The following is a 21437-nucleotide window of genomic DNA, read 5'->3' as shown; positions in this document are numbered from 1 at the left end:
TCGCACGGATCCTGCCGACGGCCATGGGACACCCCCTGTTGTGCTCAGCTCGTCTTGACCTTGATCTCGCCCTTGACGATCTTCTCCTTGGCCGTCTTGATGGCTTCCTGGACCTGGGCGTCGTCCGCGAACTTCGGGTTGGAGTTCGACAGGCTCACCTGGCCGGTCTTCAGATCGCCACGAACGATACCGGTCTCGGGCTTGCCGTTCTCGACCAACTTCGCCAGGTTGTAGACCGCCTTGGCGACGTCCTTCATCGCCGAGGTCAGGATCGAGTCCTTGTACTTGGCGAGGGCTTCCTGGTTGTACTGGTCGGAGTCGACACCGATGGCCCACACCTTGTTGGCGGCGGCCGCCTCGATGACGCCCTGGCCGGACAGACCGGCGGCCGCGTAGACGACGTCGGCCTTCTTCTCGATCTGGCCCTCGGCGGCCGACTTGCCCTTGTCGGGGCTGGAGAAGCCGCCCTCCTCCGCGGTCTGCGTGAGGTACTGGGTCAGGACCTTGACCTTGGGGTTGGTGTCCTGGACGCCCTGCTCGAAGCCGGCCTGGAACTTGTGGATCAGCGGGATGTCCACACCGCCCACGAAGCCGACCGTGTTCGTCTTGGTGCTCTTGGCGGCGGCGACACCGGCCAGGTACGAGGCCTCCTCCTCGGAGAAGACCAGGTCGGCCACGTTCTTCGCCTCGACCGTGGAGTCGTCCACGATGCCGAAGGTGGTGTTCGGGAACTTCTCCGCGGCGCCCTTCACGGCGGCGGCGTAGGAGTAGCCGATGCCGATGACCGGGTTGTAGCCCTGCTTCGCCAGCGACTCCAGCCGCTGCTGCTTGTCGGCGTCCGTCTCACCGTCGGTGGGCTCGACATCGGCGGTCTTGTAGTCGAACTCCTTCGCCGCCTGCTCCAGGCCCGCGTACGCGGCGTCGTTGAAGGACTGGTCGCCCTTGCCGCCGACGTCGTACGCGATGGCGAGACCCTTGTCGCCGCCCTTCGAGTCCGACGACGCGGACGTCGAGGTGCCGCCGCAGGCGGAGAGCGCGAGGGCCAGAGAGGCGGTCGCTGCGCCTGCGACCGTGATCCGGGAAATCCGGCGCATGTGTTGTAGCTCCTGTCGTACAAGCGCCGGACGGTACAGCTCGGTACAGCTTGCAGCTACGGCGCTGGCTTTCGCTGCAGAGTAACGCGCGTAGACCTCCCCGAACACCCCTTCTGTTCACCTTGTTATCCGGCCGTGGCCAACTCCACGCGCGGCCTTGACCAAGGGCTTGCCGACAGCAAAGGGAGGGTGGCGGTGGGTGACGCGGAACGCGGACATCCGGGAACGGCGAAGCGGGCGGGCACCCTCGGATGCCCGCCCGCCTCACAGAGGTCACCGGCACACGGCTGTCACCGGTGCACAGCCGCTGCGACTACTCGGTCTTGACCTTGATCTCGCCCGCGATGATCTTCTCCTTGGCCGTCTTCACGGCGTCGGCGAGGCCCGCGATCTTGGCGTACTCCGGGTTGGACTCGGACAGGCCGACACCGTTGACCTTCAGGTCGAAGGTCTGGGTGCCGGTCAGCGGCTTGCCGTCCTCGACGGACTTGGCCAGCGCGTAGACCGCGCCACCGACGTCCTTGAGGGCGGAGGTGAGAATGGACGCCTTGTAAGTGGCGAGGGCGGCCTGCTTGTACTGGTCGGAGTCGACACCGATCGCCCAGACCTTTGCCTTCGCGGCGGCCTCAATGACGCCCTGGCCGGACAGACCGGCGGCGGCGTACTCGACATCGGAGCCCTTCTCGATCTGGCCCTCGGCCGCTGCCTTGCCCTTGTCGGGGCTGGCGAAGCCACCCTCCTCGGCGGTCTGCGTCAGATACTGCGACAGGACCTTGACCTTGGGGTTGGTGTCCAGCACGCCCTGCTTGTAGCCGGCCTCGAACTTGTGGATCAGCGGGATATCCACACCGCCCACGAAACCGACGACGTTCGACTTGGTGGCCTTGGCGGCAGCGACCCCGGCGAGATAGGAAGCCTGCTCCTCGGCGAAGACGAGGGATGCCACATTGTCACCCTCGACCGTGGAGTCGACGATCCCGAAGGTGGTTTTCGGGTACTTCTTGGACACGGCCGTTATGGCCGGGCCGTAGGCGTAGCCGATGCCGATGACGGGGTTGTAGCCCTGCTTGGCCAGCGAGGCCAGGCGCTGCTCCTTGTCGGCGTCCGTCTCGCCCTCGGTGGGCTCGATGTCGGCGGTCTTGTAGCCGAACTCCTTCTTCGCCTTCTCCAGACCGGAGTACGCGGCATCGTTGAAGGACTGGTCGCCCTTGCCGCCAACGTCGTACGCGATGGCGAGGCCCTTGTCGCCCCCGTCGCCGCCGTCGCCGCCGCTGTCACTGCTGGTACCACCGCACGCCGTGGCAGCGAGCGCGAGCGACGCGACCCCCACCGCGACACGGGTCAGTTTGGATATCCGACGCATCGTGAAGTTCCCCATTCTCCAAGCCCCGCAGTGGGTGCTGAGTTCGGCGCACATTAACGCGCGTAGACACTCCTGGGAACGGGGTTCCGCATGGCCGTTATCCATTCGTGCCGATGGCCGGTTAAGTCCATGTGAACCACCGGATCGAAAGGGGCACATGAGGGCGTTGCACCTCTTCCGTACCACACGCTCCGTATACCTGGGGTGCCTTCAGCGTGATGGCATGCGCTCAGGTCTGATCGCCATGCGCTCCAGGCTGCCTCGCCTCCACTCCGGCCGCAACCGGAGTGGAGGCGTCGGGTCACTGTCAGGCGGCGCCGTCGAGCAGCGCCGCCGCCGTGAAGAGCTCCACCCCCACCGCGATCGCCGACTCGTCGACGTCGAAGTCGCCCTGGTGGAGGTCGCGGCCGATGCGGTCGCCGGGGGTGCGCACGCCCAGGCGGGCCATGGCGCCGGGGACGTGCTCCAGGTACCAGGAGAAGTCCTCGCCGCCGAGGCTCTGCTCGGTGCCCTCGACGGAGTCGGGGCCCCGGCGGGCGGTCATGGCGTCGCGGAGGAGGTCGGTCGTTTCGGGGTCGTTGACGACGGGCGGGACGCCTCGGATGTAGTTGATCTCCGACTTGGCGCGGTGGAGGTTGGCGATCTCGTCGATGGCGGCGACGACGAGGTCGGGCGCCTGCCGCCAGGTGTCGAGGTCGAGGCAGCGGACGGTGCCCTCGAGCTCGGCGTGCTGCGGGATGACGTTCGGCGCGTGGCCGGACTCGATGCGGCCCCAGGTGACGGCGAGGCCGCTGCGGGCGTCGGTGCGCCGGGCGACGAGCGCGGGGACGTCGGTGACGACCCGGGCTGCGGCGGTGACGAGGTCGGTGGTGAGGTGGGGGCGGGCGGTGTGGCCGCCCGGCCCGTCGAGGGAGATTTCGAGCCGGTCGCAGGCGGAGGTGATCGCGCCCTGCCGCAGGCCGATCTTCCCGGCGTCCACCTTGGGGTCGCAGTGCAGGGCGAGGATCCGGCCCACCCCGTCGAGCACCCCGCATTCGACGGCGTCGGCGGCGCCGCCGGGCAGCACCTCCTCGGCAGGCTGGAAGATCAGCCGGACGGGGCGGGGCAGCTGCCCGCGCCGGTGCAGCTCGGCCAGGACAAGCCCGGCGCCCAGCACGACGGTCGTGTGCACGTCGTGCCCGCACGCATGCGCCCGGTCGGGCACCGTGGAGCGGTACGGGCAGTCACTCTTCGTGTCCGGGATGGGCAGACCGTCGATGTCGGCGCGTAGGGCGAGCATGGGCCGCTCGCCATCCGGCTCCCCGATGTCACAGATGAGTCCGGTTCCGATGGCGAGCACGCGCGGCTGGAGGCCGGCCTTCTCCAGGCGGGCCTTGATCGCGGCGGTCGTACGGAACTCCTGGTTGCCGAGCTCCGGGTGCATGTGCAAGTCGCGCCGGAACTCGATGAGTTCGGCACGGAGCGCCTCCGGCAGGGTGCCAGGGAGGACGGCTTCCCCGGGTTTGTCGGCCTCGGACTCTGGGGACATCAACTTGTTCACCCTCTGAAGGGTAGGACGCCGAGGTGGCCAACTGAGCCTCGATCAACAAAAGTTCAACCCGTTAGGGGAAGAAATCCTGGCCGCCAGACGCATGGGTGTCGGTTGAGATGGGTAGGTACTTCTGCTCTCTACCCATACCACGCTCAGCGCCACCTCGACGGTTTTGTCCACCTGATGGGATCGTGCTGTACGAAAGAGAGCTTCCGTCCCAGAGCCCTCGCCGCCAGGCGGCCGCACAGAGCACGGCCGCCGCTCGTGGGTAACACCCTGCATCCTGATTGCGGGCCGGATCTGGCCTATCGCCAGTGGGTCTTCTCCGGGGAGCGCATCCGCGCGACTGTCCCGCGCAAGCTGGCTCTACACGCACCGAACCAGATCTACTGGAGCTCATCCAGATCGCCCTCGACCGGCTCACCCGGATGCCCCTGCTGCACCGCCCGGCTCTGGAAACCTCGCCGCCTTCGGCTGTGGCTTTCTCTGCCGCCCAGCTCATTACCACCGACTGCCGCCACATCCTCTGCATGGAAAGCCATTGACCATGAGCCGACGCGATCACAGCGTTCTAACGCGGATCAACGTCCCCCCCGACACCCTGGCCGACCGACAACATCCCGTCCCTAAAGGCAGCACCACCCTGGAGCGGTGGAACCCGGTGCCCACCCGACGCGGCAGCCGTGCGATAAGCCTGCCCGCCAAAAGAAGCCCGCTCGGAACGAACAAAAGGGTCCGTCAGCTTACTGACGGACCCTTTTGCAAGAGAGGCTAATGCGTGTCCACCCATGCCCTCACGATGTGGCAATTGTACCTGTCACCTTCGACCACCGACTCCGCCCCGCTATGACCCGTGCGTTTCGTCACCCAAGCACCGTAGACGGTAATAGAGTAAGGGTAGCTGGCCGAGTCGCATTTAGCCGCGACACGATACGACCCGAACCCGCCATCACACCAGGCAACTGCCATGTTAACGTCGCTAACGCGCTCGGCATGGCAGTCAGATACGACTGCCTGTGCAGTACCGCTGAAGGCGGTCATCATGCCCGCCGCAAGTCCGGCAACCACCAGGACTCTGAGGCCTGCTGCATGGTTCTTGAGTCTGTTCAATGGAGTCCTCGCAAAAGTCAAGTTGGGTGCAGCCAATGTGAGGGTCCGTAAACTAGCCCGTACTGCACCAGGGAGCGTTTCGGCGAGCGGCACTGAGGCTAGCCGAGTTGACTGAATGCGGCGAGCGGATTTCGGACAACGGTTGCCGCCATGACCAGAAATAGCATCACGCCCACGGACGCGGTACGGCGATTGAGGCCGTCACCGATCGAGGTAGTTTGACCATCGGTGCACGTGGCACAGGGCACATGTCAGCGGCCACCAGACAAGTTGCACGAGGCTGCAAGCTGGCATCTGCCTGCCGTGACCTGACCGGCGCGTCGAGGGCATAGCGGATGTGAGTGGAACCTTCATCAGGCCGCAAGTGACGCAGCTTGCAGGCTTGTTGAGGTGATGCGGGGTCGGTCACGGCTTTTCCGCTGGCTGGGCGGGTGCCGGTGGTCGCGGTGCCTTACCGCACGAACACGCTGCCCGCCAGCCCGAATTCTCAGCCGTTGTCATCGGCCGTGACCATTTCGAGCAGGAAGGCAAAGTGCTTCCTGACCCCTCGCGCACAACCCGAGTGACAGCGCCGGGTTGGATCAGTTGAACTGCCAGCCGTTCCCCGCCCACATGCTCTGTGACCTCACCGGCGCCACTGAGTTCTACCCGGCCACACGTCCGCCCAGCCCGATTACCCGCGGACAGGGAACTTACGGCACCAACCGGGTGAACTCCCGGACGCCTCTGCACCCACCGCACTAGGGTGCGACCACGTGACCGCCGAGAACGCCCAGAACCCCTCGCCCCCCGAGCACACGGGCTTCCTGGAGGCGACCAGAGCCTCTTACGACGCCATCGCCCCCGCCTACACGGACGCCTTCCCCGACTGGCTGGCCGACAGCTCTCCGCTGGACCGTTCCCTGGTCACCGCCTTCGCCGAGCTGGCCCGCGACAACGCCCCGGCGCCCGTCGCCGATCTCGGCAGCGGGCCGGGTTACATCACCGCCCGCCTCCACGGCCTCGGCCTGCCGGTCTTCGGTGTCGACATCTCGCCCCAGATGGTGGCGCTGGCCCGCCGCGCGCACCCCGAGCTGCGGTTCCACGTGGGTTCGATGACCTCCCTCGACCTCCCGGACGAGACGCTGGGCGGGATCGTCGCGCTGTACTCGATCATCCACATCCCGACCGAGCACCTCGCCGCCACGTTCGCCGAGTTCCAGCGCGTCCTGGTGCCCGGCGGTCACGTACTCCTCGGGTTCCAGTCCGGCTCGCCCGACGGCGACGAGGAACACCTCCACCTCGCGGAGCGCTTCGGCCACGACATCTCGCTCGACTACTACTGGCGCACCCCGGACACCGTCGCCGCCCACCTGGCCAAGGCGGGCCTCCAGCTCCAGGCCCGCGTCCTGCGTGAACCGGTCGGCGAGGAGACACGGCCTCGCGCGTTTGTCCTGGCCCGCAAGCGTCCGTGATCTACGTGGCCAGTTCGCACCAGACGAACTTGCCCCGGTTGCCGTGCCGGGCAAGCGGCTGCCACCCCCACAGGTCGGCGCAGGCCCGGACGAGGGCGAGGCCGCGACCGTCCTCCCCCAGGTCGGCCGGCTGATCCAACGACCTTGGGGGTTCGGGCGGTTCGGGGTCGGCATCCCACGCCCCGATCCGCAGCACGCCCGCCGACCAGCGCACGCGTAGGGCGGCGGGGCCCTTCGTGTGGCGTACGGCGTTGGAGACCAGCTCGGCGGCGAGCAGTTCGGCGGTGTCGACGAGGTTGATCAGGCCGTGCAGGGTGAGGATCAGGCGGAGGGTGCGGCGGGAGACGGTGACGGCTCGGAGGTCGTTCGGGATGTAGAGGGTGTACTCCCAGGGTTCGGACTCGGTTTCGGGCATGCGTCAGCTCCTCTTCGGTGGGGTGGGGTTGCGGTCGGCGGGCGGTGGCAGTGCCGCAGCCGTCGTGGCAGGACGGAGTGGTGCGCTTCCGGAGGTCCGGCGTTCCGCAGAGTGTGCGTCGCATCACCGACGGTAGGGCCACAATTTGGGACCGTGCAAGTCGTTGCCGTAATCTGCCCCTCGAACGAGGTGCTCTCTCAAGGCAGTTGGGTGCGAGGAGGAAGGCATGGCGCGCAGGAAACAGCCCACCGCACGCCAGGAGCGTCTGGGCTCTGAGCTGCGCAAACTGCGCGAGACCGCAGGGCTCAAGGGACGCGACGCCGCAGCGCTGCTCGGGACGGACTCGGCTCAGTTGAGTCAGATCGAGTTCGGCACAGCCGGTGTGAGCGAGGAGCGCGTACGACGGCTTGCCGCCCACTACGCCTGTACGGACACCAAGCTGATCGAGGCGTTGGTGGCCATGGCGACGGACCGGACACGCGGTTGGTGGGAAGAGTACCGAGGCCATCTGCCCACATCGTTCCTGGACTTGTCCGAGCTGGAACACAACGCCACCTTCCGGTGGGACGTGGACCTGCTCCATGTGTCAGGCCTTCTGCAGACCGAGGACTACGCACGGGCACTCTTCTCGACCCGCATTCCGGAACTGCCCAAGAATGACCTTGAGTTGCGCGTTCGACATCGCATGCAACGGCGCCGGATCATCGAAGGGGCCACGCCGATCCCGTACGAGGCGGTGATCCACGAGGCAGCTTTGCGGATCAGAGTCGGCGGCCGGGCCGCCGCACAAGCTCAACTCGCCCGCATCCTGGAGATCTCCGAAGCGGACCACGTCACTGTCCGTGTCATCCCCTTCGCTCTCGAACGCTTCGACGACACTGGCAGCTCCATGATCTATGCAGGCGGCTCAGTCCCGAAACTGGACACCGTGATGCGCGACGGTCCTCACGGCACGACGTTCATCGACTCCGAAGCCCAGCTCGGCGTCTTTCGAACGCTTTTCCGTAGAGTAGAAGCTGCATCACTCGACCCCGAACGGTCGCGTGAACTGATCCACAAGGTGGCCCAGGAGCTGTGAGGCAACGGTGAACACTCCGGACAACTGGCGGAAGTCGTCCTACTCCGGTGGCGGTGACGGCAACGCCTGCGTGGAAGTCTCAGACCGCCGCACCCACATAGCTATCCGCGACTCAAAGGCCCCGGCCCACGGAACCCTCACCTTCCCCACCGAGGCCTTCACCCCCCTCATCGAAGCCCTGAAGATCACACAGCCGAAACCGCCGACAACCGGTGCACATCCCGCGCCGTCCCCGTAACCCCCGACAAAAACCCCTGCGCCCGTGGCGACGCGTTCTCCGTCAGCCACGCCGGGTCGATGTCGCACACGGCGACCCGGACCTCCGTGCCGGTCAGCGCCAGCGGCAACGTGTGCACCACGGTCGACGGGAAGCTCAGGATCGTACGGCCGATCGGGCCGCGGCGGGCGATCAGCTCCAGCGGCAGGTCCGGGCGTACGACCTCCAGGCCCGTCTCCACCGCCAGCCGGTGGAGTTTGTCCGCGCTCTCGCGGCGGTGGGCGAAGTAGCGGGTGGCCCCATGGGCCTTGGCCAGGGAGCGGACGGCCTCCAGGTAGCGGTCGCCGTCCACCACTCCCGTCTCGACCAGCGACGTGCCCACCATGTCCGCGCCCTTGGTGATGCGGGGCGGGCCGAAGCGGGCGCGGGTCCAGGCGAAGGTGTTGGCGGTGACCGTGACGCCCTCCGGTGTCTCCTCCATCGGCATGGACGAGAAGATCTCGACCGTCCTGCCCGCGCTAGGCGTCAGACGTTTCCGTGCCGCCGAAGACACCGGCGCGAAGACCAGATCCCTCGGGCCGGGCCGGCCGCCCTTGCGGTGCCAGCGGACCAGGCGCTCGCCGCGGGCGAGTTGGGCCACGAACTCCATCGTCGCCGTGCCGTCGTCGACGACGACCAGGTCGCGGGCGCGCGTGATGGTCAACAACAGCTGCACATACCGGGAGAAGGGGTCGCCCAGGACCACGCGCTCGGCGCGGCGCAGCAGACCCGTCAAGCCGCCGATCGTCTGGAAGGGGGCCGCCGCGCCGCCCCGCGCCTCCTCCCAGCGGACCTCGTGCCCGTCGTCGCGTGCCAGCTCGGCCATCCGGCGCAGCTGGCCGCGGGTCATGGGGTCGATCGGGGACAGGACGACGAGGGTGAGTCCCGCGCCGACGGTGTGCGCGTGGGCGTGGGCCCACTCCAGCACGTTCAGGAGCTGTACCGGGCTCTCGACGAAGGCGAGAGTGTGGGGGCCGGTGTTCCCGGCGCGGGGGCTCATCGACGTACGACCGTCCCGTCGTAAGGCGCTCATGCGGCGCTCGTATTCAGAAAGTCGCTCAAACCGGCTCCGAGCCCGAGCGCCCCGCGGGGAGCACTCGGACCCGGACTCAGCAGGTTCTGTCTCAGACCGAGACCGGCTCGCCCGCCGCCGCGGCGATCTCCGCCTCGGCGACCACGCCGGCGACGCGGCGCAGCTTCTTCATCGGGCCGAGCTCGGAGTCGTAGACCTTCTTGACGCCGTCACCGAGGGAGGCCTCGATGGTGCGGATGTCGCGAACGAGGCGCGTGAGGCCCTGCGGCTCGACGGAGGCGGCCTGGTCGGAGCCCCACATCGCGCGGTCCAGGGTGATGTGGCGCTCGACGAAGGTGGCGCCGAGGGCGACGGCGGCCAGCGTGGTCTGCAGGCCGGTCTCGTGGCCGGAGTACCCGATCGGGACGTTCGGGTACTCCTTCTCCAGCGTGTTGATCACGCGGAGGTTGAGCTCCTCGGCCTTCGCCGGGTACGTCGAGGTGGCGTGGCACATCAGGATGTTGTCCGAGCCGAGGACCTCGACCGCGTGGCGGATCTGCTTCGGCGTCGACATGCCGGTGGAGAGGATGACCGCGCGGCCCGTCGCGCGCAGGGCGCGCAGGAGCTCGTCGTCCGTCAGGGAGGCGGAGGCGACCTTGTGGGCGGGGACGTCGAACTTCTCCAGGAAGGCGACGGCCTCGGTGTCCCACGGGGAGGCGAACCAGTCGATCCCCTTCTCCTTGCAGTACTCGTCGATCTGGCGGTACTCGTCCTCGCCGAACTCCACGCGGTGGCGGTAGTCGATGTAGGTCATCCGGCCCCAGGGGGTGTCGCGCTCGATGTCCCACTGGTCGCGCGGGGTGCAGATCTCCGGGGTGCGCTTCTGGAACTTCACGGCGTCGCAGCCGGCCTCGGCGGCCACGTCGATGAGCTTGAAGGCGTTCTCCAGCTCACCGTTGTGGTTGATGCCGATCTCGCCGCAGATGTAGACGGGGCGGCCGGGGCCGACCTCGCGCGAACCGAAGTTGCGGATGCGGGAGTAGGTGCTCATGGCAGAGATGTCCTTACTTGGTGAGGGAATCGAGAGAGGGGCCGAGGATCCAGCTGGCGATCTCTCGGATCGCGCCGTCGCCACCGGGGGTGGCGGTGACCGCGCGTGCGGCGCCGCGCACGACGTCGTGGGCGCTCGCGACCGCCACGGGCCAGCCCACGAGGGCGAAGCACGGGAGGTCGTTGACGTCGTTGCCGACGTAGAGCACGCGCTCAGGCGCGATGCCCTGCTCCTCGCACCACTGCTTGAGTGCGAGGTCCTTCCGGTCGATGCCGTGCAGCACGGGAATCTGCAGCTTCCGTGCGCGGGCGGCGACGACCGGGTTCTGCTCCGTGGAGAGGATCAGCATCTTCAGGCCGCTCTTGCGCAGAGCGGCGATGCCGAGGCCGTCTCCGCGGTGCACGGAGACGAACTCCTTTCCATCGGCATCGATCAGCACCCGGTCGTCGGTCTGGGTGCCGTCGAAGTCCAGTACGACCGCGTCGATGTCGTCCGTGGTCGGGAGGGCGCCTGGCCGGTCCGCGTCGAACAGCGGCGCCAGCGCCCGGGCGCGGGCCAGGTCGTGGGGATCGTCGATCTCCAGGACCCGGGCGGGGTCGGTGCGCACGAGCTCGGTGCGGCCGAAGAAGCGGTGCTTGTGCTCGCGGAAGCCTCTGGCGTCCATCGCGTAGGCGGCGCCGGTCTCCAGGAAGTCCTGGGGGCGGTCCTGGCGGCGGGGGCGGAAGGACTTGTCGTGGTTGACGCCGTAGCCGCCGGTGGTGGCCGCGCGCTCGGTCTCGGCGGCGGTCGCGTCGTCGTCGCCGTGGCGCCACACGAAGCCGTGGAAGGGGGCGACGGTCAGGGAGGTGTCGGCGCCGTTGGCGACGATGGCCTTGACGACGGCGTCGATGTCCTCGCGGACGATGAAGGGGCTGGTGCACTGCACGAGCAGGACCACGTCCACCGGCGCGCCGTGCAGCGCCTCGTGGGCGTCCATGGCGTGCAGCACGGCCGCCTCGGAGGTGGCGGTGTCGCCGGCGATGGCGGCGGGGCGCAGCACGACCTCGGCGCCGGCCTGGCGGGCGGCGGCCGCGATGCCCTGGTCGTCGGTGGAGACGACGACGTCGGTCACCAGGCGGGACGCCCGGCACTCGCGCACCGCGCGCGCCACGAGCGGGACGCCGCCGACGGGCATGAGGTTCTTCGCGGGCACGCCCTTGGAGCCGCCGCGCGCGGGGATCACGGCGAGGACTCGGCGTACCGATGCGCCCTCGCGTGACGGGGAGTCAGACATGGATTGCACTCCTTGCGCAGAGTTCGCAGAGCTATGGAGGGCGGCGGAGCCGCCCGACAGGGGCGCGGGGCTGTCTTGATCAGCGGCTCCACCGCGGGGCGCGACCGGCCCCGACGGCGCCGCAGCCGCCCGACGATCCGAAGCGGCATTTCCCGAGGCGCTCACAGCTCCCCCATCCGCCGGATCACCGGGGCCACCCGCTGCACCCCGTGCCGATAAGCCCCCCGAGCGGCCCGGCGCACTATTTGCCGAACAGGCCCCGGCTCCTTGTCGTGCGCGGGAGCGCCTGGCAGCGGACTGCCGTCGACGCCGAGGTGGTGGCGGGCGAGGATGCCGGGCAGATAGCCGGGCGCGGTGGCCGGCGTGTAGTACGGGGTGAGGGCGGGCATGCCGCCCGGGCGGTCCAGCAGCTCGGTGATGCGCTCGCGGGCCGCGTCGAAGGCGGTGGCGTACGTGCCGTCGGCGCACACGCCCTGCCGGGACACCCACTCCTCGTCGGGCACCGGGCGGTGGCCCTCGTCCAGCTGGTCCCAGGAGGCGAGGCAGCCGGAGCCGACGAAGTGGTGGTTGCCGAGCACCTCGCGCACACCGAGGTCGGTGAGGACGACGGTGGGGATTCGGCGGTGCAGCGACTCCAGCGCCGCCGTGGAGCTGATGGTGACCAGCAGGTCGGTGCGGTCGAGGACCTCGCCCATGTTGCCGTAGACCAGACGGAAGTTGGCCGGCGGGTCGAGCCGCTGGACCAGCTTCTGGTACGGCAACTCCTCGATGTGCGTGGTGTGTTCGCCCGGCTTGGAGCGCAGCTTCAGCAGCACCTCGCGCTCGGGGTGCCTGCGGGCGTGCCGGATCAGGCGGTCCAGCAGGTACGTACGGTCCTTGCGGCTGTCCGGCACGGAGGGCTGGGCGGCGAAGACGACCGTGTAGGGGTCGTGCTCGCCGGTGTAGGGCTCCCCGCCGAGGAACGGCAGGGCGACCTCGGTCACCGACGAGGCGTCGGCGCCGACTCCCTCGTACACCGCGCGGAAACGCTCGGCGTCCTGGCGGGAGTTGGCGAGGACGAGGTCCGCGCCGTGCCGCAGCAGCAGGCCGTCGGCGAGCTTCTCGTAGACGACGCCGACATAGCCGGTGACGACGACGGGCCGCCCGGGCTTCCCCTCCCAGACCCGCTTCAGGCCGTGCAGCATGGCCTGCACACCGCCGCCCACGAGCGCGAGGACCAGGACGTCGTACGACTCCTGCGCCATGGTGCGCAGGAACTCGACGGCGGTCACCTCACGGAGGGAGTCGGCGTGGACGCCGACTTCCTGCAGCTGGCGGGCGGTGGGGGTGGCCCGGCCGCGCAGGAGATATCCGTCCAGACGGATGTCCGATTTTTCGCTGTTCTCCGGTGCAATACGGTTCGCGGTGAGCGCACCCCATTTCCACCGGGTATCGGAATCCGCGAGTACGGCAACTCGCCGGGTCTTCGTCGCACTTACTGGCACGTCGAAGACGCTAGGAAGCGATTCCGAGGTTCTGCCCAACCCGAATGCAACAAACGGTTAACAGCACATCGACGAACGGCGAATCGGGACCCGGAGTCGTTGAAAAGAAGCCCGGTTCACGGCATCGCCACGCGTCGTTCACCTCGAATCAAGGCGAGCGTCAAGACGAATGCCGGGCTTCGGCCTAACGTCCATTGCGTGGTCAAGCTCTCCGTCATCGTGCCGTTCTACAACGTGCAGCAATACGCGCCCGACACCCTGAAGAGCCTGCGTGCGAACGCACGTGAGGACTTCGAATTCATTCTCGTCGACGACTGCTCGCGCGACGGGACACCAGAGATCCTCGCGCGCGCGGAGCGCGAGCTTCCAGGCGCGGTACATGTCAGACACGAGAAGAACGGAGGACTCGCGACCGCGCGCAACACCGGTATCGACCGGGCGCGCGGCGAGTACCTGACGTTCCTCGACGGCGACGACTGGCTGGCCCCCGGCTACTACGCCGAACTCGTCGCCGCCATCGAGAAGTTGGACTGCGACTTCCTGCGCACCGACCACGTCCAGTGCACCGCCCGGGCGCGCTCCGTGCAACGCGTGCCGCACGGGCGCCGGAACGTCGTGATGACGCCGCGCGAGGCGATCCTGCCCGCCGACCGCTCCACGTCCGTCGACTACGCGTACGCCTGGGCGGGGATCTACCACCGCCGACTGGTCGACAAGGGGCTGCTGCACTTCACCGACGGGCTGCGCACGGCCGAGGACCGGCCCTGGATCTGGAAGCTGCACCGGGAGGCGGATTCCTTCGCCGTGGTGAGCCTGCTCGGCGTCTTCTACCGGCGCGGGGTCGCCTCGTCGCTCACCCAGATCGGTGATGTGCGGCAACTCGATTTCATTCGCGCGTTCGACCAGGTCATCGAGGAAACCGCGCAGGACGCGCAGGCGGAGACACTCCTGCCGAAGGCCGTGCGCACTTACTGCGCCATCATTTCCCATCATCTGGGATCCATCGAAAGGTTCGAGCCCGCGGTGGCGAAAAAGCTGAAATCCATGAGTGCCGCGGCCCTGCGGCGCATGCCGCAGAACGTACTGGACGAGGCGCTCGACTCCATGGACATCCAGCGCGCCGCGAGGCTGCGCCGGCTGCGCCGCCGCCCCGCCCCCGCGGGGGCCGCCGCGTGACCACCCAGATCTTCCAGGCGTCGACGCTGTACGGCACGGCCACCCTCGCCGCCGCCCTGGACTCCGGCTGCTTCCGCCCCGCCGACCGGCGCATCCTGCTGGTCTGCAACAACGCGGCGACGCCCGAGACGACACCCGGCCCGGACGAGGTGTCCGGCTTCGAGCGGCTGCGCGACCGCTTCGACGACGTGGTGTCGTACAACGAGGCGATCTTCCCTTTCCACCCCGGTGGCTGGTCGCCCCGGCAGGACGACCTGCCCCTTTGGGAGCGGTATCTGCGCCACGAGTGGCAGCTCGGGGACGACGACGTCGAGTTGGCCGTCGAGTCGATCCAGGTCAACCCGTCGCTGGCCCTCGCGCAGATCTTCACCGGCGCCCCGGTCACCGTCTACGCCGACGGCCTGATGAGCTACGGCCCGACCCGTAACAAGATCGACCCGCTGGTCGGCACCCGGGTCGACCGGGTGCTCCACCTCGACCTGGTGCCGGGTCTGAAGCCGCTGCTGCTCACGGAGTTCGACGTGCCGGCGGAGATCGTGCCGACGCCGGCCATCACCAAGGTGCTGGCGGAACTCGTGGGCTCCGGTGAGGCGTTGCCGGAGATCGAGGAGCCCGCGCTGCTGCTCGGGCAGTATCTCTCCGCGCTCGACATCCTCACCGCCGAGGAGGAGGAGCAGCTGCATGTGCGGATGCTGAAGGGTGCGGCCGCACTCGGCCACGACAAGGTGGTGTTCAAGCCGCACCCCGCCGCGCCCGCCCGCTTCACCCGCAGTCTGGAGAAGGAGGCGGAGAAGCTCGGCGTCGAGCTCACCGTGCTCGACTCGCCGGTCCTGGCCGAGGTGCTGTACCAGCGGACGCGCCCCGCGCTGGTCGTCGGCTGCTTCTCCACCGCCCTGCTCACCGCGTCCGCGCTGTACGGCCTTCCCGTCGCCCGCGTGGGCACGGACCTGCTGCTGGAGCGGCTGACGCCCTACGAGAACAGCAACCGGGTGCCCGTCACCATCGTGGACGCCCTGCTCCCGGAGCTGGGCGACCGTGCGGCGGTCACCGAGCAGCGCCGGGGCATGGACGTCGACGCGCTGGGCGCGCTGGTGAGCGCGGTGGGCTTCGCGATGCAGCCGAAGATCCTGCCGCGGCTGCGTGAGAAGACCGAGCAGTACCTGGCGAAGAACCTGAGCGAGCGCACGATGCGCTACTTCAAGCGCAAGCGCCTGACCTCACTGGCGCTGCCCGGCGGGGTACCGGCCCAGCTGGCCTTCATCCCCCGCAACGCCACGGTCCGCCGCGTCGCCCGCAAGGCCCGCAGCCTGCGGCGGGCGGTTCGCCGCTAGGCGCTCCGCTGGAAGCACGGTAATGAATCCGCGGGCCGGTGGGGGCTGGTCGCGCAGTTCCCCGCGCCCCTTACGGGGCGCGGTACCGCACCGGGCTTCATCAAGCACGGTGGGCGGCCCGGACACCGAAGCGACACAAAGGTGAACTCACGCGGACGACCGGACGAACCTTGCCTCTCGGGCCGAAGTCATGGGACGGAATCGGACTAGTGTGCTGTGGTCCGGCTGAATCCCAGCGAGGGGAATCCTGTGATCGACTCGCCCGAGGACACTCAAGTGACCTCCACGGGCACCGTGGTCCGCACCGTCCTGCCACCGGCCGTCACGTCCCGCCCGCCCAAGCCGGACAAGCCCCGTGAGACCCGGCTGCGCGCCCTGGACGGGCTGCGGCTGATCGCCGCGCTGATGGTGGCGGCGTACCACTACGGCGGCCGCGGCGGCGAGGTCACCGATGCCTGGGGAACCTCGCCCACCCAGCAGTTCCCCACGCTGCACGGCTACTTCGCGTACGGCTGCCTGGGCGTCCAGGTGTTCTTCGTGATCAGCGGGTTCGTCATATGCATGAGCGGCTGGGGCAGGCCGCTGAAGTCGTTCTTCGCGTCCCGCGCCGCCCGGCTGCTGCCGGCCTACTGGGCGGCGATCATCCTCGTGACGGCCGTCTTCGCCCTGCCGGTCGTCACCTACAAGGCGGTCTCGCCCAGCGACGCGCTCCTCAACCTGACGATGCTTCAGCAGCCGCTGGGGGTCGACCGGGTGCTGGGTGTGTGCTGGACCCTGTGGGCGGAGGTCCGTTTCTACGCCCTGTTCGCGCTGTGTGTCGTACTGCCCGGCGCGACCCGTAGCCGGGTGATCCTCTTCTGCGCCGGCTGGACACTCGCGGCCGCCATCGCGGAGGCCGCGAACCAGCCGCTCCTCGACATCGTGCTGATGCCCGAGTACGCCCCGTACTTCATCGGCGGCGTCGGCCTGTACCTGGTGCACCGCGACCGCAGGGACGCGTACGCCTGGGGCATCGTGATCGTGAGCTGGCTGATCGGCCAGCACTACGCGGTCGACCGCCTGTGGCACGCGCCGGACGTGGACGCGTTCTCCTACCGCAGCTCCTTCGGCATCGTCCTGGTGGTCACCCTGGGCTTCGTCGCCGTGGCCGCGATCGCGCTGGGCTGGCTCCACTGGGCGAACTGGCGCTGGCTGACGGTCGCGGGCGCGCTGACGTACCCGTTCTACCTCGTCCACGAACACCTGGGCTGGGTCGTCATCAAGGCACTCCACCAGGGGCTGAACATTCCGTCGTACGCCACCGTCCTGCTCACGGTCGCCGCGATGCTGCTCCTCGCCCGGCTGCTCAACCGGTACGTGGAGGACTGGGCAACGCCGCTGATACGCCGCGAGCTGTCCGGGGTCTCCAGGAAGAGCTGACTCCAGGAAGAGCGGATCCCGAGGAAGGATCAGGGAAGCGGTAGGACACCTGGTCAGCGGGGATACGACGCCCACCGCGCGGGAGCCTGAACGTACGCTCCGCCTTCAGCTGGGCGACTGGTCCAGCGCCCTCAAGTCCGGCCGCACCCGGGCCGCCCGTGCCGCCCACCCGAACGTCGAACTCTGCCTGCGCCTCGCCGAGGTGGCGCAGGCATGGGGATATCCCGTCTGAACGCCGGCCCCGCGCGCCGCCGGGGGCGACGCCCCAAGGCAGCGGCTCACGTCCAGCCGCATCCAGCCCCACACAGCCGATCCGGCCACCGAACTCCCCCACACACCGGTGACGGAGCCGACCCAGGCAGGGCGACTCCCGGCCAGACCGGCCACCCCCACCCCTCACCGGGACAACTTCCGCCACAGCGATCCACGCCCAGGCACATCCAGCTCAAGCCGGGAAGCCGTCGCCACACCGCCCGGCCCCCCTGCGCCCCGCCCCCACGCGATGTTGTCCCGTCGTTCATCTCGTGGCCGGTTTCGACTGCCCACCGGGGGCAGGCGCCCGAGTGCCCGTCCGATCCGCAGGTTCCCCAACGGAGTGCTCGCCCATGGCAGCCAACGAGTCCACACCCGCCGCCCGCCGCCCCGGCACCCTCGACGACGTCCCCGGCTGGTTCCCCGCGCTCGACCAGATGCTCTTCGACTGGCTTCTCGACCGGCAGCAATCCGCGGGGATGCGGGGCGACCTGCTGGAAGTCGGGGTGTACATGGGCAAGAGCGCGATATTCCTCGGGCGCCGCCTCCAGCCCGGCGAGCGCTACACGGTGTGCGACCTCTTCGAGGGGGACGCACCGGACGACGCCAACCGGGCCGAGTCGCAGAAGTCGTACGGCTCGCTGACCCGGCGGGCCTTCGAGGAGAACTACCTCTCCTTCCACGCCGAGCTGCCCCGGGTCCTGCATGGTCCCAGCTCGATCGTGCCCGACGAGGTCGCACCGCGCTCCTGCAGGTTCGTCCACGTCGACGCCTCGCACCTGTACGAACATGTGTACGGCGACATCGGCGCGGCCCAGGACCTGCTGGTGCCCGACGGGATCGTGGTCCTGGACGACTTCCGCTCCGAGCACACACCGGGCGTCGCGATAGCCGCCTGGGAGGCCGTGCTCAGCCGTGGCCTGCGCCCGATATGCCTGAGCACCCAGAAGCTGTACGGGACGTGGGGCGACCCCAAGCCCGTCCAGGACGATCTGCTGGAGATGGTGCGGGCGCGCACGGACTGCCGCCTGAGCGTCCAGCAGGCGGCAGGGCACCGCATCATCCGCCTCAAGTCCAAGGGCACCCAGGCCCCGCCGTTCCCGCCGTCCCGGTACGCGAACGCCATCCCCGCACAGCCCGCCTCCCCCGACGCGCCCGCCCCCAACCCCGCGCGCCCCACGGCCCCCCGCAGCCGCGCCCGCAAGCTCGCCGCCGACCTGCTCCCACCGGTCGTCACCCGCGCGGTCCGCAACTCCCGGCGCCGGACGCGCTGATCCGCGGCCCCCTCCGCCGCCGCCCTCAGCCGATCCCGTACCGCACCTCGACCCCTGCGATCACCAGGGCCAGCCCCTCCTCGAAGTGCCGGTCGTAGTCCGTGAAGATCTCCGCGCCCGCCTGCGCCGACAGCGGAAAGTCGGCCATCAGGCGGGCCCGCTCATCCACCTCGTAGCCCTCGCGGCGCTCGCCCGGCAGCGGCTGGACGCCCTGTTCCTCGGTGACGAAGCCGAGGGTGTAGAGGTACGTCGTCGTGACCGTCCGGACCGCCCGGGCGAGGGTGAAGCCGGCAGCCGTGAACAGGCGCAGGGTGTCCTCCATCTGTTCGGCGTGCTCGATGCCGGTGAAGCGTGAGCCGCTGAAGACCTTCGCGCCGTCGCGGTAGCCGAGCAGCGTCGCGCGCAGTCCGCGGTTGGACTTGAGCAGGCGTTCCTGCCAGGTGTCCGCGGGGTCGAGGGGGGCCGCGGCGACCATCCGGCGGTACATCTCCGTCGCCATCTCGTCCAGCAGCGCTTGTTTGTCCTTGAAGTGCCAGTAGAGGGCCGGCGCCTTGACGTCCAGCTCCCTGGCGATGGCGCGCAGGGTCAGGCCGTCCAGTCCGACCTCGTTCAGGAGCTTGAGGGCGGTGTCGGCGACGCGGTGGCGGTCGAGGGGCGCTCGGCGTTCTGCGTTCACGCTTGACAGCTTAACGGCGTTAAGGGCACGCTCATGACCGACGGCACTTAACAGCGTTAAGGAGGATCACCCGATGCGTACCGATATGGGCATCGACCTCGACACCGACGTCCTGATCGTCGGCGCCGGCCCGACAGGCCTGGCCCTCGGCATCGACCTGGCCCGGCGCGGGGTGGACGCGCTGGTCGTGGAGCGGGCCGACGGGCTGTTCCCGGGCTCACGCGGCAAGGGCATCCAGCCGCGCACGATGGAGGTCTTCGACGACCTGGGCGTATTCGACGCGATCCGCGCGGCGGGCGGCGACTATCCGGTCGGGATGATCTGGCAGGACGGCCAGCGCGTGGGCGAGCACCGGATGTTCGACCCGGCCGAGGCGACGGAGGACTCGCCGTACACCGAGCCGTGGATGGTGCCGCAGTGGCGGACGCAGGAGGTGCTGTTCGCGCGGCTGGAGGAGCTGGGCGGAAAGGTCGCCTTCGGCCGGGAGGCCGTCGGGATCATCCAGGACGAGGAGGGAGTGACGGTCCGCTTCGCGGGCGGCGAGAGCGTCCGCGCGCGGTACGTCGTCGCCGCCGACGGCGGCCGTTCCGCGGTACGGCGGTCTCTCGGCATCGGCATGACCGGGGAGACCGTCGACCCGAGCCCGATCCTGGTGGCCGACGTCAGGATCACCGGCCTGGACCGCGACAACTGGCACGTCTTCCCACCGAGCGGGGAGGCCGAGGGCTTTCTGGCCATCTGCCCCCTCGCGGGTACGGAGGACTTCCAGGTCGTGGCCCAGTTCGCGGAGGGGGCGGCCGTGGACGTCTCGCTGGAGGGCGTACGCAAGGTCGTCGCCGCGCGCTCCCACCTCGCGCCGGAGGACGTGACCGAGGTGCGGTGGGCCTCGGACTTCCGGCCGCGGGCGGCGCTCGCGGACCGGTTCCGGGACGGGCGGGTGTTCCTCGCGGGGGACGCCGCGCATGTCCACTCACCGGCGGGCGGGCAAGGGCTCAACACCAGCGTGCAGGACGCCTACAACCTGGGGTGGAAGCTGGGGGCGGTACTGCGGGAGGGGGCGGATGCCGCTCTGTTGGACACGTACGAGGAGGAGCGGCGCCCCATCGCCGCCGACATGCTCGGCCTGTCGACCGGCGTCCACCGCGGCGAGATCCGGCGCGGCGAGGCCACCCGCCAACTCGCCCTGGGCTACCGCGAGTCGACGCTCACGACGGAGACGCGGGCGACGCCGGGTCCGGTACGAGCGGGCGACCGCGCACCCGACGGCACGCTGGGCGGCGTACGGCTCTTCGACGCCTTCCGGGGGCCGCACTGGACGCTGGTGGCAGTCGGAGTGGAGGCCCCGGAGCTGCCCGGGTCGATCGGCGTGGTCCGGGGAGAGGCGCAGGCGTCGTACGGAACCGGCCTGTTCCTGGTACGGCCGGACGGCTATGTGGGGTGGGCGGGTGACAGGGGCGACGGATTGCGGGAGTACCTGGCGGGAGCAGGTCTCCGGTAAGGCACTGGCGTCATGCACTGGCCGGGCGCGGGAGTCAGGCACTGGCGAGAGACAACTTCACCGCAAACCCGAGGAACAACGCCCCCGCCGCCGAAGTCGCCCCCGCCGACAACCGCCGCCGACGGCGAAAGGCGTCGGCCAGCTTCGTCCCGCTGAAGATCAGCGCGCTGAGGTACAGGAAGCTCGCGAGCTGGGCGAACGCCCCCAGGACGACGAAGGAGAGCGCCGGGTAGGCGTACCCGGGGTCGACGAACTGCACGAAGAAGGCGACGAAGAACAGGATCGCCTTGGGGTTGAAGAGGCTGATGACCAGCGCACGGCGGTACGGCCGCTCACCGGCGTCCACGGGCTCCGCCGCCTCGGCCACCGGCGACCGGCGGGCCCGCCACATCCCCCACGCGGCTCGCAGCATCCCCACCGCAAGCCAGGTCAGATACCCGGCCCCCGCGTACTTCACGATCCCGAACAGCACGGCGTTGGCCTGCAAGAGGGAGGCGACCCCGGCGGCGGACAACGTCATCAGCACGGTGTCCCCGCACCACACCCCGGCCGCCGCGGTGTATCCGGCCCGCACCCCTCGCCGGGCGGCGACCGACAGGACGTACAGGGAGTTGGGGCCGGGAAGCAGGACGATCAGGACGAGGCCTGCCAGATAGGTGGGAAGGTCTATGACACCGAGCATGGAAGGAG

18 protein-coding genes are annotated in these 21437 nt (G+C 69.2%); 8 read left to right on the top strand and 10 right to left on the bottom strand.

Features of this window, described 5'->3' with window-relative positions:
* Window positions 1-44 precede the first annotated feature (44 nt).
* The 3 genes from ACIBU0_RS21905 to ACIBU0_RS21895 all read right to left on the bottom strand — a co-directional run bounded on the left by ACIBU0_RS21905 (window position 45) and on the right by ACIBU0_RS21895 (window position 3985).
* Complete coding sequence (locus ACIBU0_RS21905) at window positions 45-1094, bottom strand: BMP family protein (protein ID WP_398820757.1); 1050 nt, start codon at window positions 1092-1094, stop codon at window positions 45-47.
* A gap of 313 nt (window positions 1095-1407) precedes the next feature.
* Window positions 1408-2457 (bottom strand): BMP family protein, encoded by a 1050-nt coding sequence (locus tag ACIBU0_RS21900; protein WP_398820755.1) that lies wholly within the window; start codon window positions 2455-2457, stop codon window positions 1408-1410.
* A gap of 307 nt (window positions 2458-2764) precedes the next feature.
* A complete protein-coding gene (locus ACIBU0_RS21895; protein WP_398820862.1) occupies window positions 2765-3985 on the bottom strand; it encodes a M20 family metallopeptidase in 1221 nt (406 codons plus the stop codon).
* 1868 nt (window positions 3986-5853) lie between these two features.
* Between ACIBU0_RS21895 and ACIBU0_RS21890 the strand changes: the two genes are divergently transcribed.
* On the top strand, window positions 5854-6552 hold the full coding sequence (locus ACIBU0_RS21890) for a class I SAM-dependent DNA methyltransferase (protein WP_398820753.1): 699 nt from the start codon (window positions 5854-5856) through the stop codon (window positions 6550-6552).
* Window position 6553: 1 nt separating this feature from the next.
* On the opposite strand, the gene ACIBU0_RS21885 is transcribed toward ACIBU0_RS21890, so the two are convergent.
* Window positions 6554-6967, bottom strand: coding sequence for an ATP-binding protein (locus ACIBU0_RS21885; RefSeq protein ID WP_398820751.1), 414 nt, complete (start codon window positions 6965-6967; stop codon window positions 6554-6556).
* A gap of 226 nt (window positions 6968-7193) precedes the next feature.
* On the opposite strand from ACIBU0_RS21885, the gene ACIBU0_RS21880 reads away from it, so the two are divergent.
* Together ACIBU0_RS21880 and ACIBU0_RS21875 are read left to right on the top strand one after the other, a co-directional pair.
* Complete coding sequence (locus ACIBU0_RS21880; RefSeq protein WP_398820749.1) at window positions 7194-8045, top strand: helix-turn-helix transcriptional regulator; 852 nt, start codon at window positions 7194-7196, stop codon at window positions 8043-8045.
* Window positions 8046-8052: 7 nt separating this feature from the next.
* Complete coding sequence (locus tag ACIBU0_RS21875; protein ID WP_398820747.1) at window positions 8053-8283, top strand: DUF397 domain-containing protein; 231 nt, start codon at window positions 8053-8055, stop codon at window positions 8281-8283.
* Here ACIBU0_RS21875 and ACIBU0_RS21870 read toward each other — a convergent pair.
* From ACIBU0_RS21870 to ACIBU0_RS21855, 4 genes are all read right to left on the bottom strand, one after another.
* Window positions 8231-9301, bottom strand: a complete 1071-nt coding sequence (locus tag ACIBU0_RS21870; RefSeq protein ID WP_398820860.1) for a hypothetical protein — start codon at window positions 9299-9301, stop codon at window positions 8231-8233. The genes ACIBU0_RS21875 and ACIBU0_RS21870 overlap by 53 nt on opposite strands.
* Window positions 9302-9425: 124 nt before the next feature.
* Complete coding sequence (locus ACIBU0_RS21865; RefSeq protein ID WP_398820745.1) at window positions 9426-10364, bottom strand: N-acetylneuraminate synthase family protein; 939 nt, start codon at window positions 10362-10364, stop codon at window positions 9426-9428.
* A gap of 13 nt (window positions 10365-10377) precedes the next feature.
* Window positions 10378-11637, bottom strand: a complete 1260-nt coding sequence (locus ACIBU0_RS21860; protein WP_398820743.1) for a cytidylyltransferase domain-containing protein — start codon at window positions 11635-11637, stop codon at window positions 10378-10380.
* Between the two features lie 161 nt (window positions 11638-11798).
* The gene (locus ACIBU0_RS21855) at window positions 11799-13121 is read right to left on the bottom strand and encodes a DUF6716 putative glycosyltransferase (protein WP_398820741.1); all 1323 of its coding nucleotides are present in this window, start codon (window positions 13119-13121) and stop codon (window positions 11799-11801) included.
* A gap of 198 nt (window positions 13122-13319) precedes the next feature.
* On the opposite strand from ACIBU0_RS21855, the gene ACIBU0_RS21850 reads away from it, so the two are divergent.
* The 4 genes from ACIBU0_RS21850 (at window position 13320) to ACIBU0_RS21835 (ending at window position 18573) form a co-directional block, all read left to right on the top strand.
* The gene (locus ACIBU0_RS21850) at window positions 13320-14297 is read left to right on the top strand and encodes a glycosyltransferase family 2 protein (RefSeq protein WP_398820858.1); all 978 of its coding nucleotides are present in this window, start codon (window positions 13320-13322) and stop codon (window positions 14295-14297) included.
* Window positions 14294-15628, top strand: coding sequence for an alpha-2,8-polysialyltransferase family protein (locus tag ACIBU0_RS21845; protein WP_398820739.1), 1335 nt, complete (start codon window positions 14294-14296; stop codon window positions 15626-15628). The genes ACIBU0_RS21850 and ACIBU0_RS21845 overlap by 4 nt, the downstream gene beginning before the upstream one ends.
* 249 nt (window positions 15629-15877) lie before the next feature.
* Window positions 15878-17047: an acyltransferase family protein gene (locus ACIBU0_RS21840; protein ID WP_398820737.1), complete on the top strand. Its 1170-nt coding sequence runs from the start codon at window positions 15878-15880 to the stop codon at window positions 17045-17047.
* A 605-nt stretch (window positions 17048-17652) separates the two neighbouring features.
* Complete coding sequence (locus ACIBU0_RS21835) at window positions 17653-18573, top strand: class I SAM-dependent methyltransferase (RefSeq protein WP_398820735.1); 921 nt, start codon at window positions 17653-17655, stop codon at window positions 18571-18573.
* 25 nt (window positions 18574-18598) lie between these two features.
* Here ACIBU0_RS21835 and ACIBU0_RS21830 read toward each other — a convergent pair whose 3' ends face one another.
* Window positions 18599-19249, bottom strand: coding sequence for a TetR/AcrR family transcriptional regulator C-terminal domain-containing protein (locus ACIBU0_RS21830; protein WP_398820733.1), 651 nt, complete (start codon window positions 19247-19249; stop codon window positions 18599-18601).
* A gap of 73 nt (window positions 19250-19322) precedes the next feature.
* Between ACIBU0_RS21830 and ACIBU0_RS21825 the strand changes: the two genes are divergently transcribed.
* Window positions 19323-20747 carry an FAD-dependent oxidoreductase gene (locus tag ACIBU0_RS21825; protein ID WP_398820731.1) on the top strand — a complete coding sequence of 475 codons (1425 nt, stop codon included), beginning with the start codon at window positions 19323-19325 and terminating at the stop codon, window positions 20745-20747.
* 34 nt (window positions 20748-20781) lie between these two features.
* Here the strand turns inward: ACIBU0_RS21825 and leuE are convergent, their stop codons facing one another.
* Window positions 20782-21429 carry a leucine efflux protein LeuE gene (gene leuE, locus ACIBU0_RS21820; RefSeq protein WP_398820729.1) on the bottom strand — a complete coding sequence of 216 codons (648 nt, stop codon included), beginning with the start codon at window positions 21427-21429 and terminating at the stop codon, window positions 20782-20784.
* Between the last annotated feature and the right edge of the window lie 8 nt (window positions 21430-21437).

The sequence above is a fragment of the Streptomyces sp. NPDC049627 genome, assembly GCF_044465645.1.
In the GTDB taxonomy this organism is placed as follows: Bacteria; Actinomycetota; Actinomycetes; order Streptomycetales; family Streptomycetaceae; genus Streptomyces.
This window is presented reverse-complemented; position numbering and strand designations above follow the sequence as displayed.

What these genes read in the sequence shown, in the direction of transcription:
- ACIBU0_RS21895 (WP_398820862.1), bottom strand. Translation starts at nt 3,985, where the DNA reads ATGTCCCCAGAGTCCGAGGCCGACAAACCCGGGGAAGCCGTCCTCCCT.
- ACIBU0_RS21825 (WP_398820731.1), top strand. Translation starts at nt 19,323, where the DNA reads ATGCGTACCGATATGGGCATCGACCTCGACACCGACGTCCTGATCGTC.
- leuE (WP_398820729.1), bottom strand. Translation starts at nt 21,429, where the DNA reads ATGCTCGGTGTCATAGACCTTCCCACCTATCTGGCAGGCCTCGTCCTG.
- ACIBU0_RS21900 (WP_398820755.1), bottom strand. Translation starts at nt 2,457, where the DNA reads ATGCGTCGGATATCCAAACTGACCCGTGTCGCGGTGGGGGTCGCGTCG.
- ACIBU0_RS21880 (WP_398820749.1), top strand. Translation starts at nt 7,194, where the DNA reads ATGGCGCGCAGGAAACAGCCCACCGCACGCCAGGAGCGTCTGGGCTCT.
- ACIBU0_RS21905 (WP_398820757.1), bottom strand. Translation starts at nt 1,094, where the DNA reads ATGCGCCGGATTTCCCGGATCACGGTCGCAGGCGCAGCGACCGCCTCT.
- ACIBU0_RS21865 (WP_398820745.1), bottom strand. Translation starts at nt 10,364, where the DNA reads ATGAGCACCTACTCCCGCATCCGCAACTTCGGTTCGCGCGAGGTCGGC.
- ACIBU0_RS21835 (WP_398820735.1), top strand. Translation starts at nt 17,653, where the DNA reads ATGGCAGCCAACGAGTCCACACCCGCCGCCCGCCGCCCCGGCACCCTC.
- ACIBU0_RS21860 (WP_398820743.1), bottom strand. Translation starts at nt 11,637, where the DNA reads ATGTCTGACTCCCCGTCACGCGAGGGCGCATCGGTACGCCGAGTCCTC.
- ACIBU0_RS21885 (WP_398820751.1), bottom strand. Translation starts at nt 6,967, where the DNA reads ATGCCCGAAACCGAGTCCGAACCCTGGGAGTACACCCTCTACATCCCG.
- ACIBU0_RS21870 (WP_398820860.1), bottom strand. Translation starts at nt 9,301, where the DNA reads ATGAGCCCCCGCGCCGGGAACACCGGCCCCCACACTCTCGCCTTCGTC.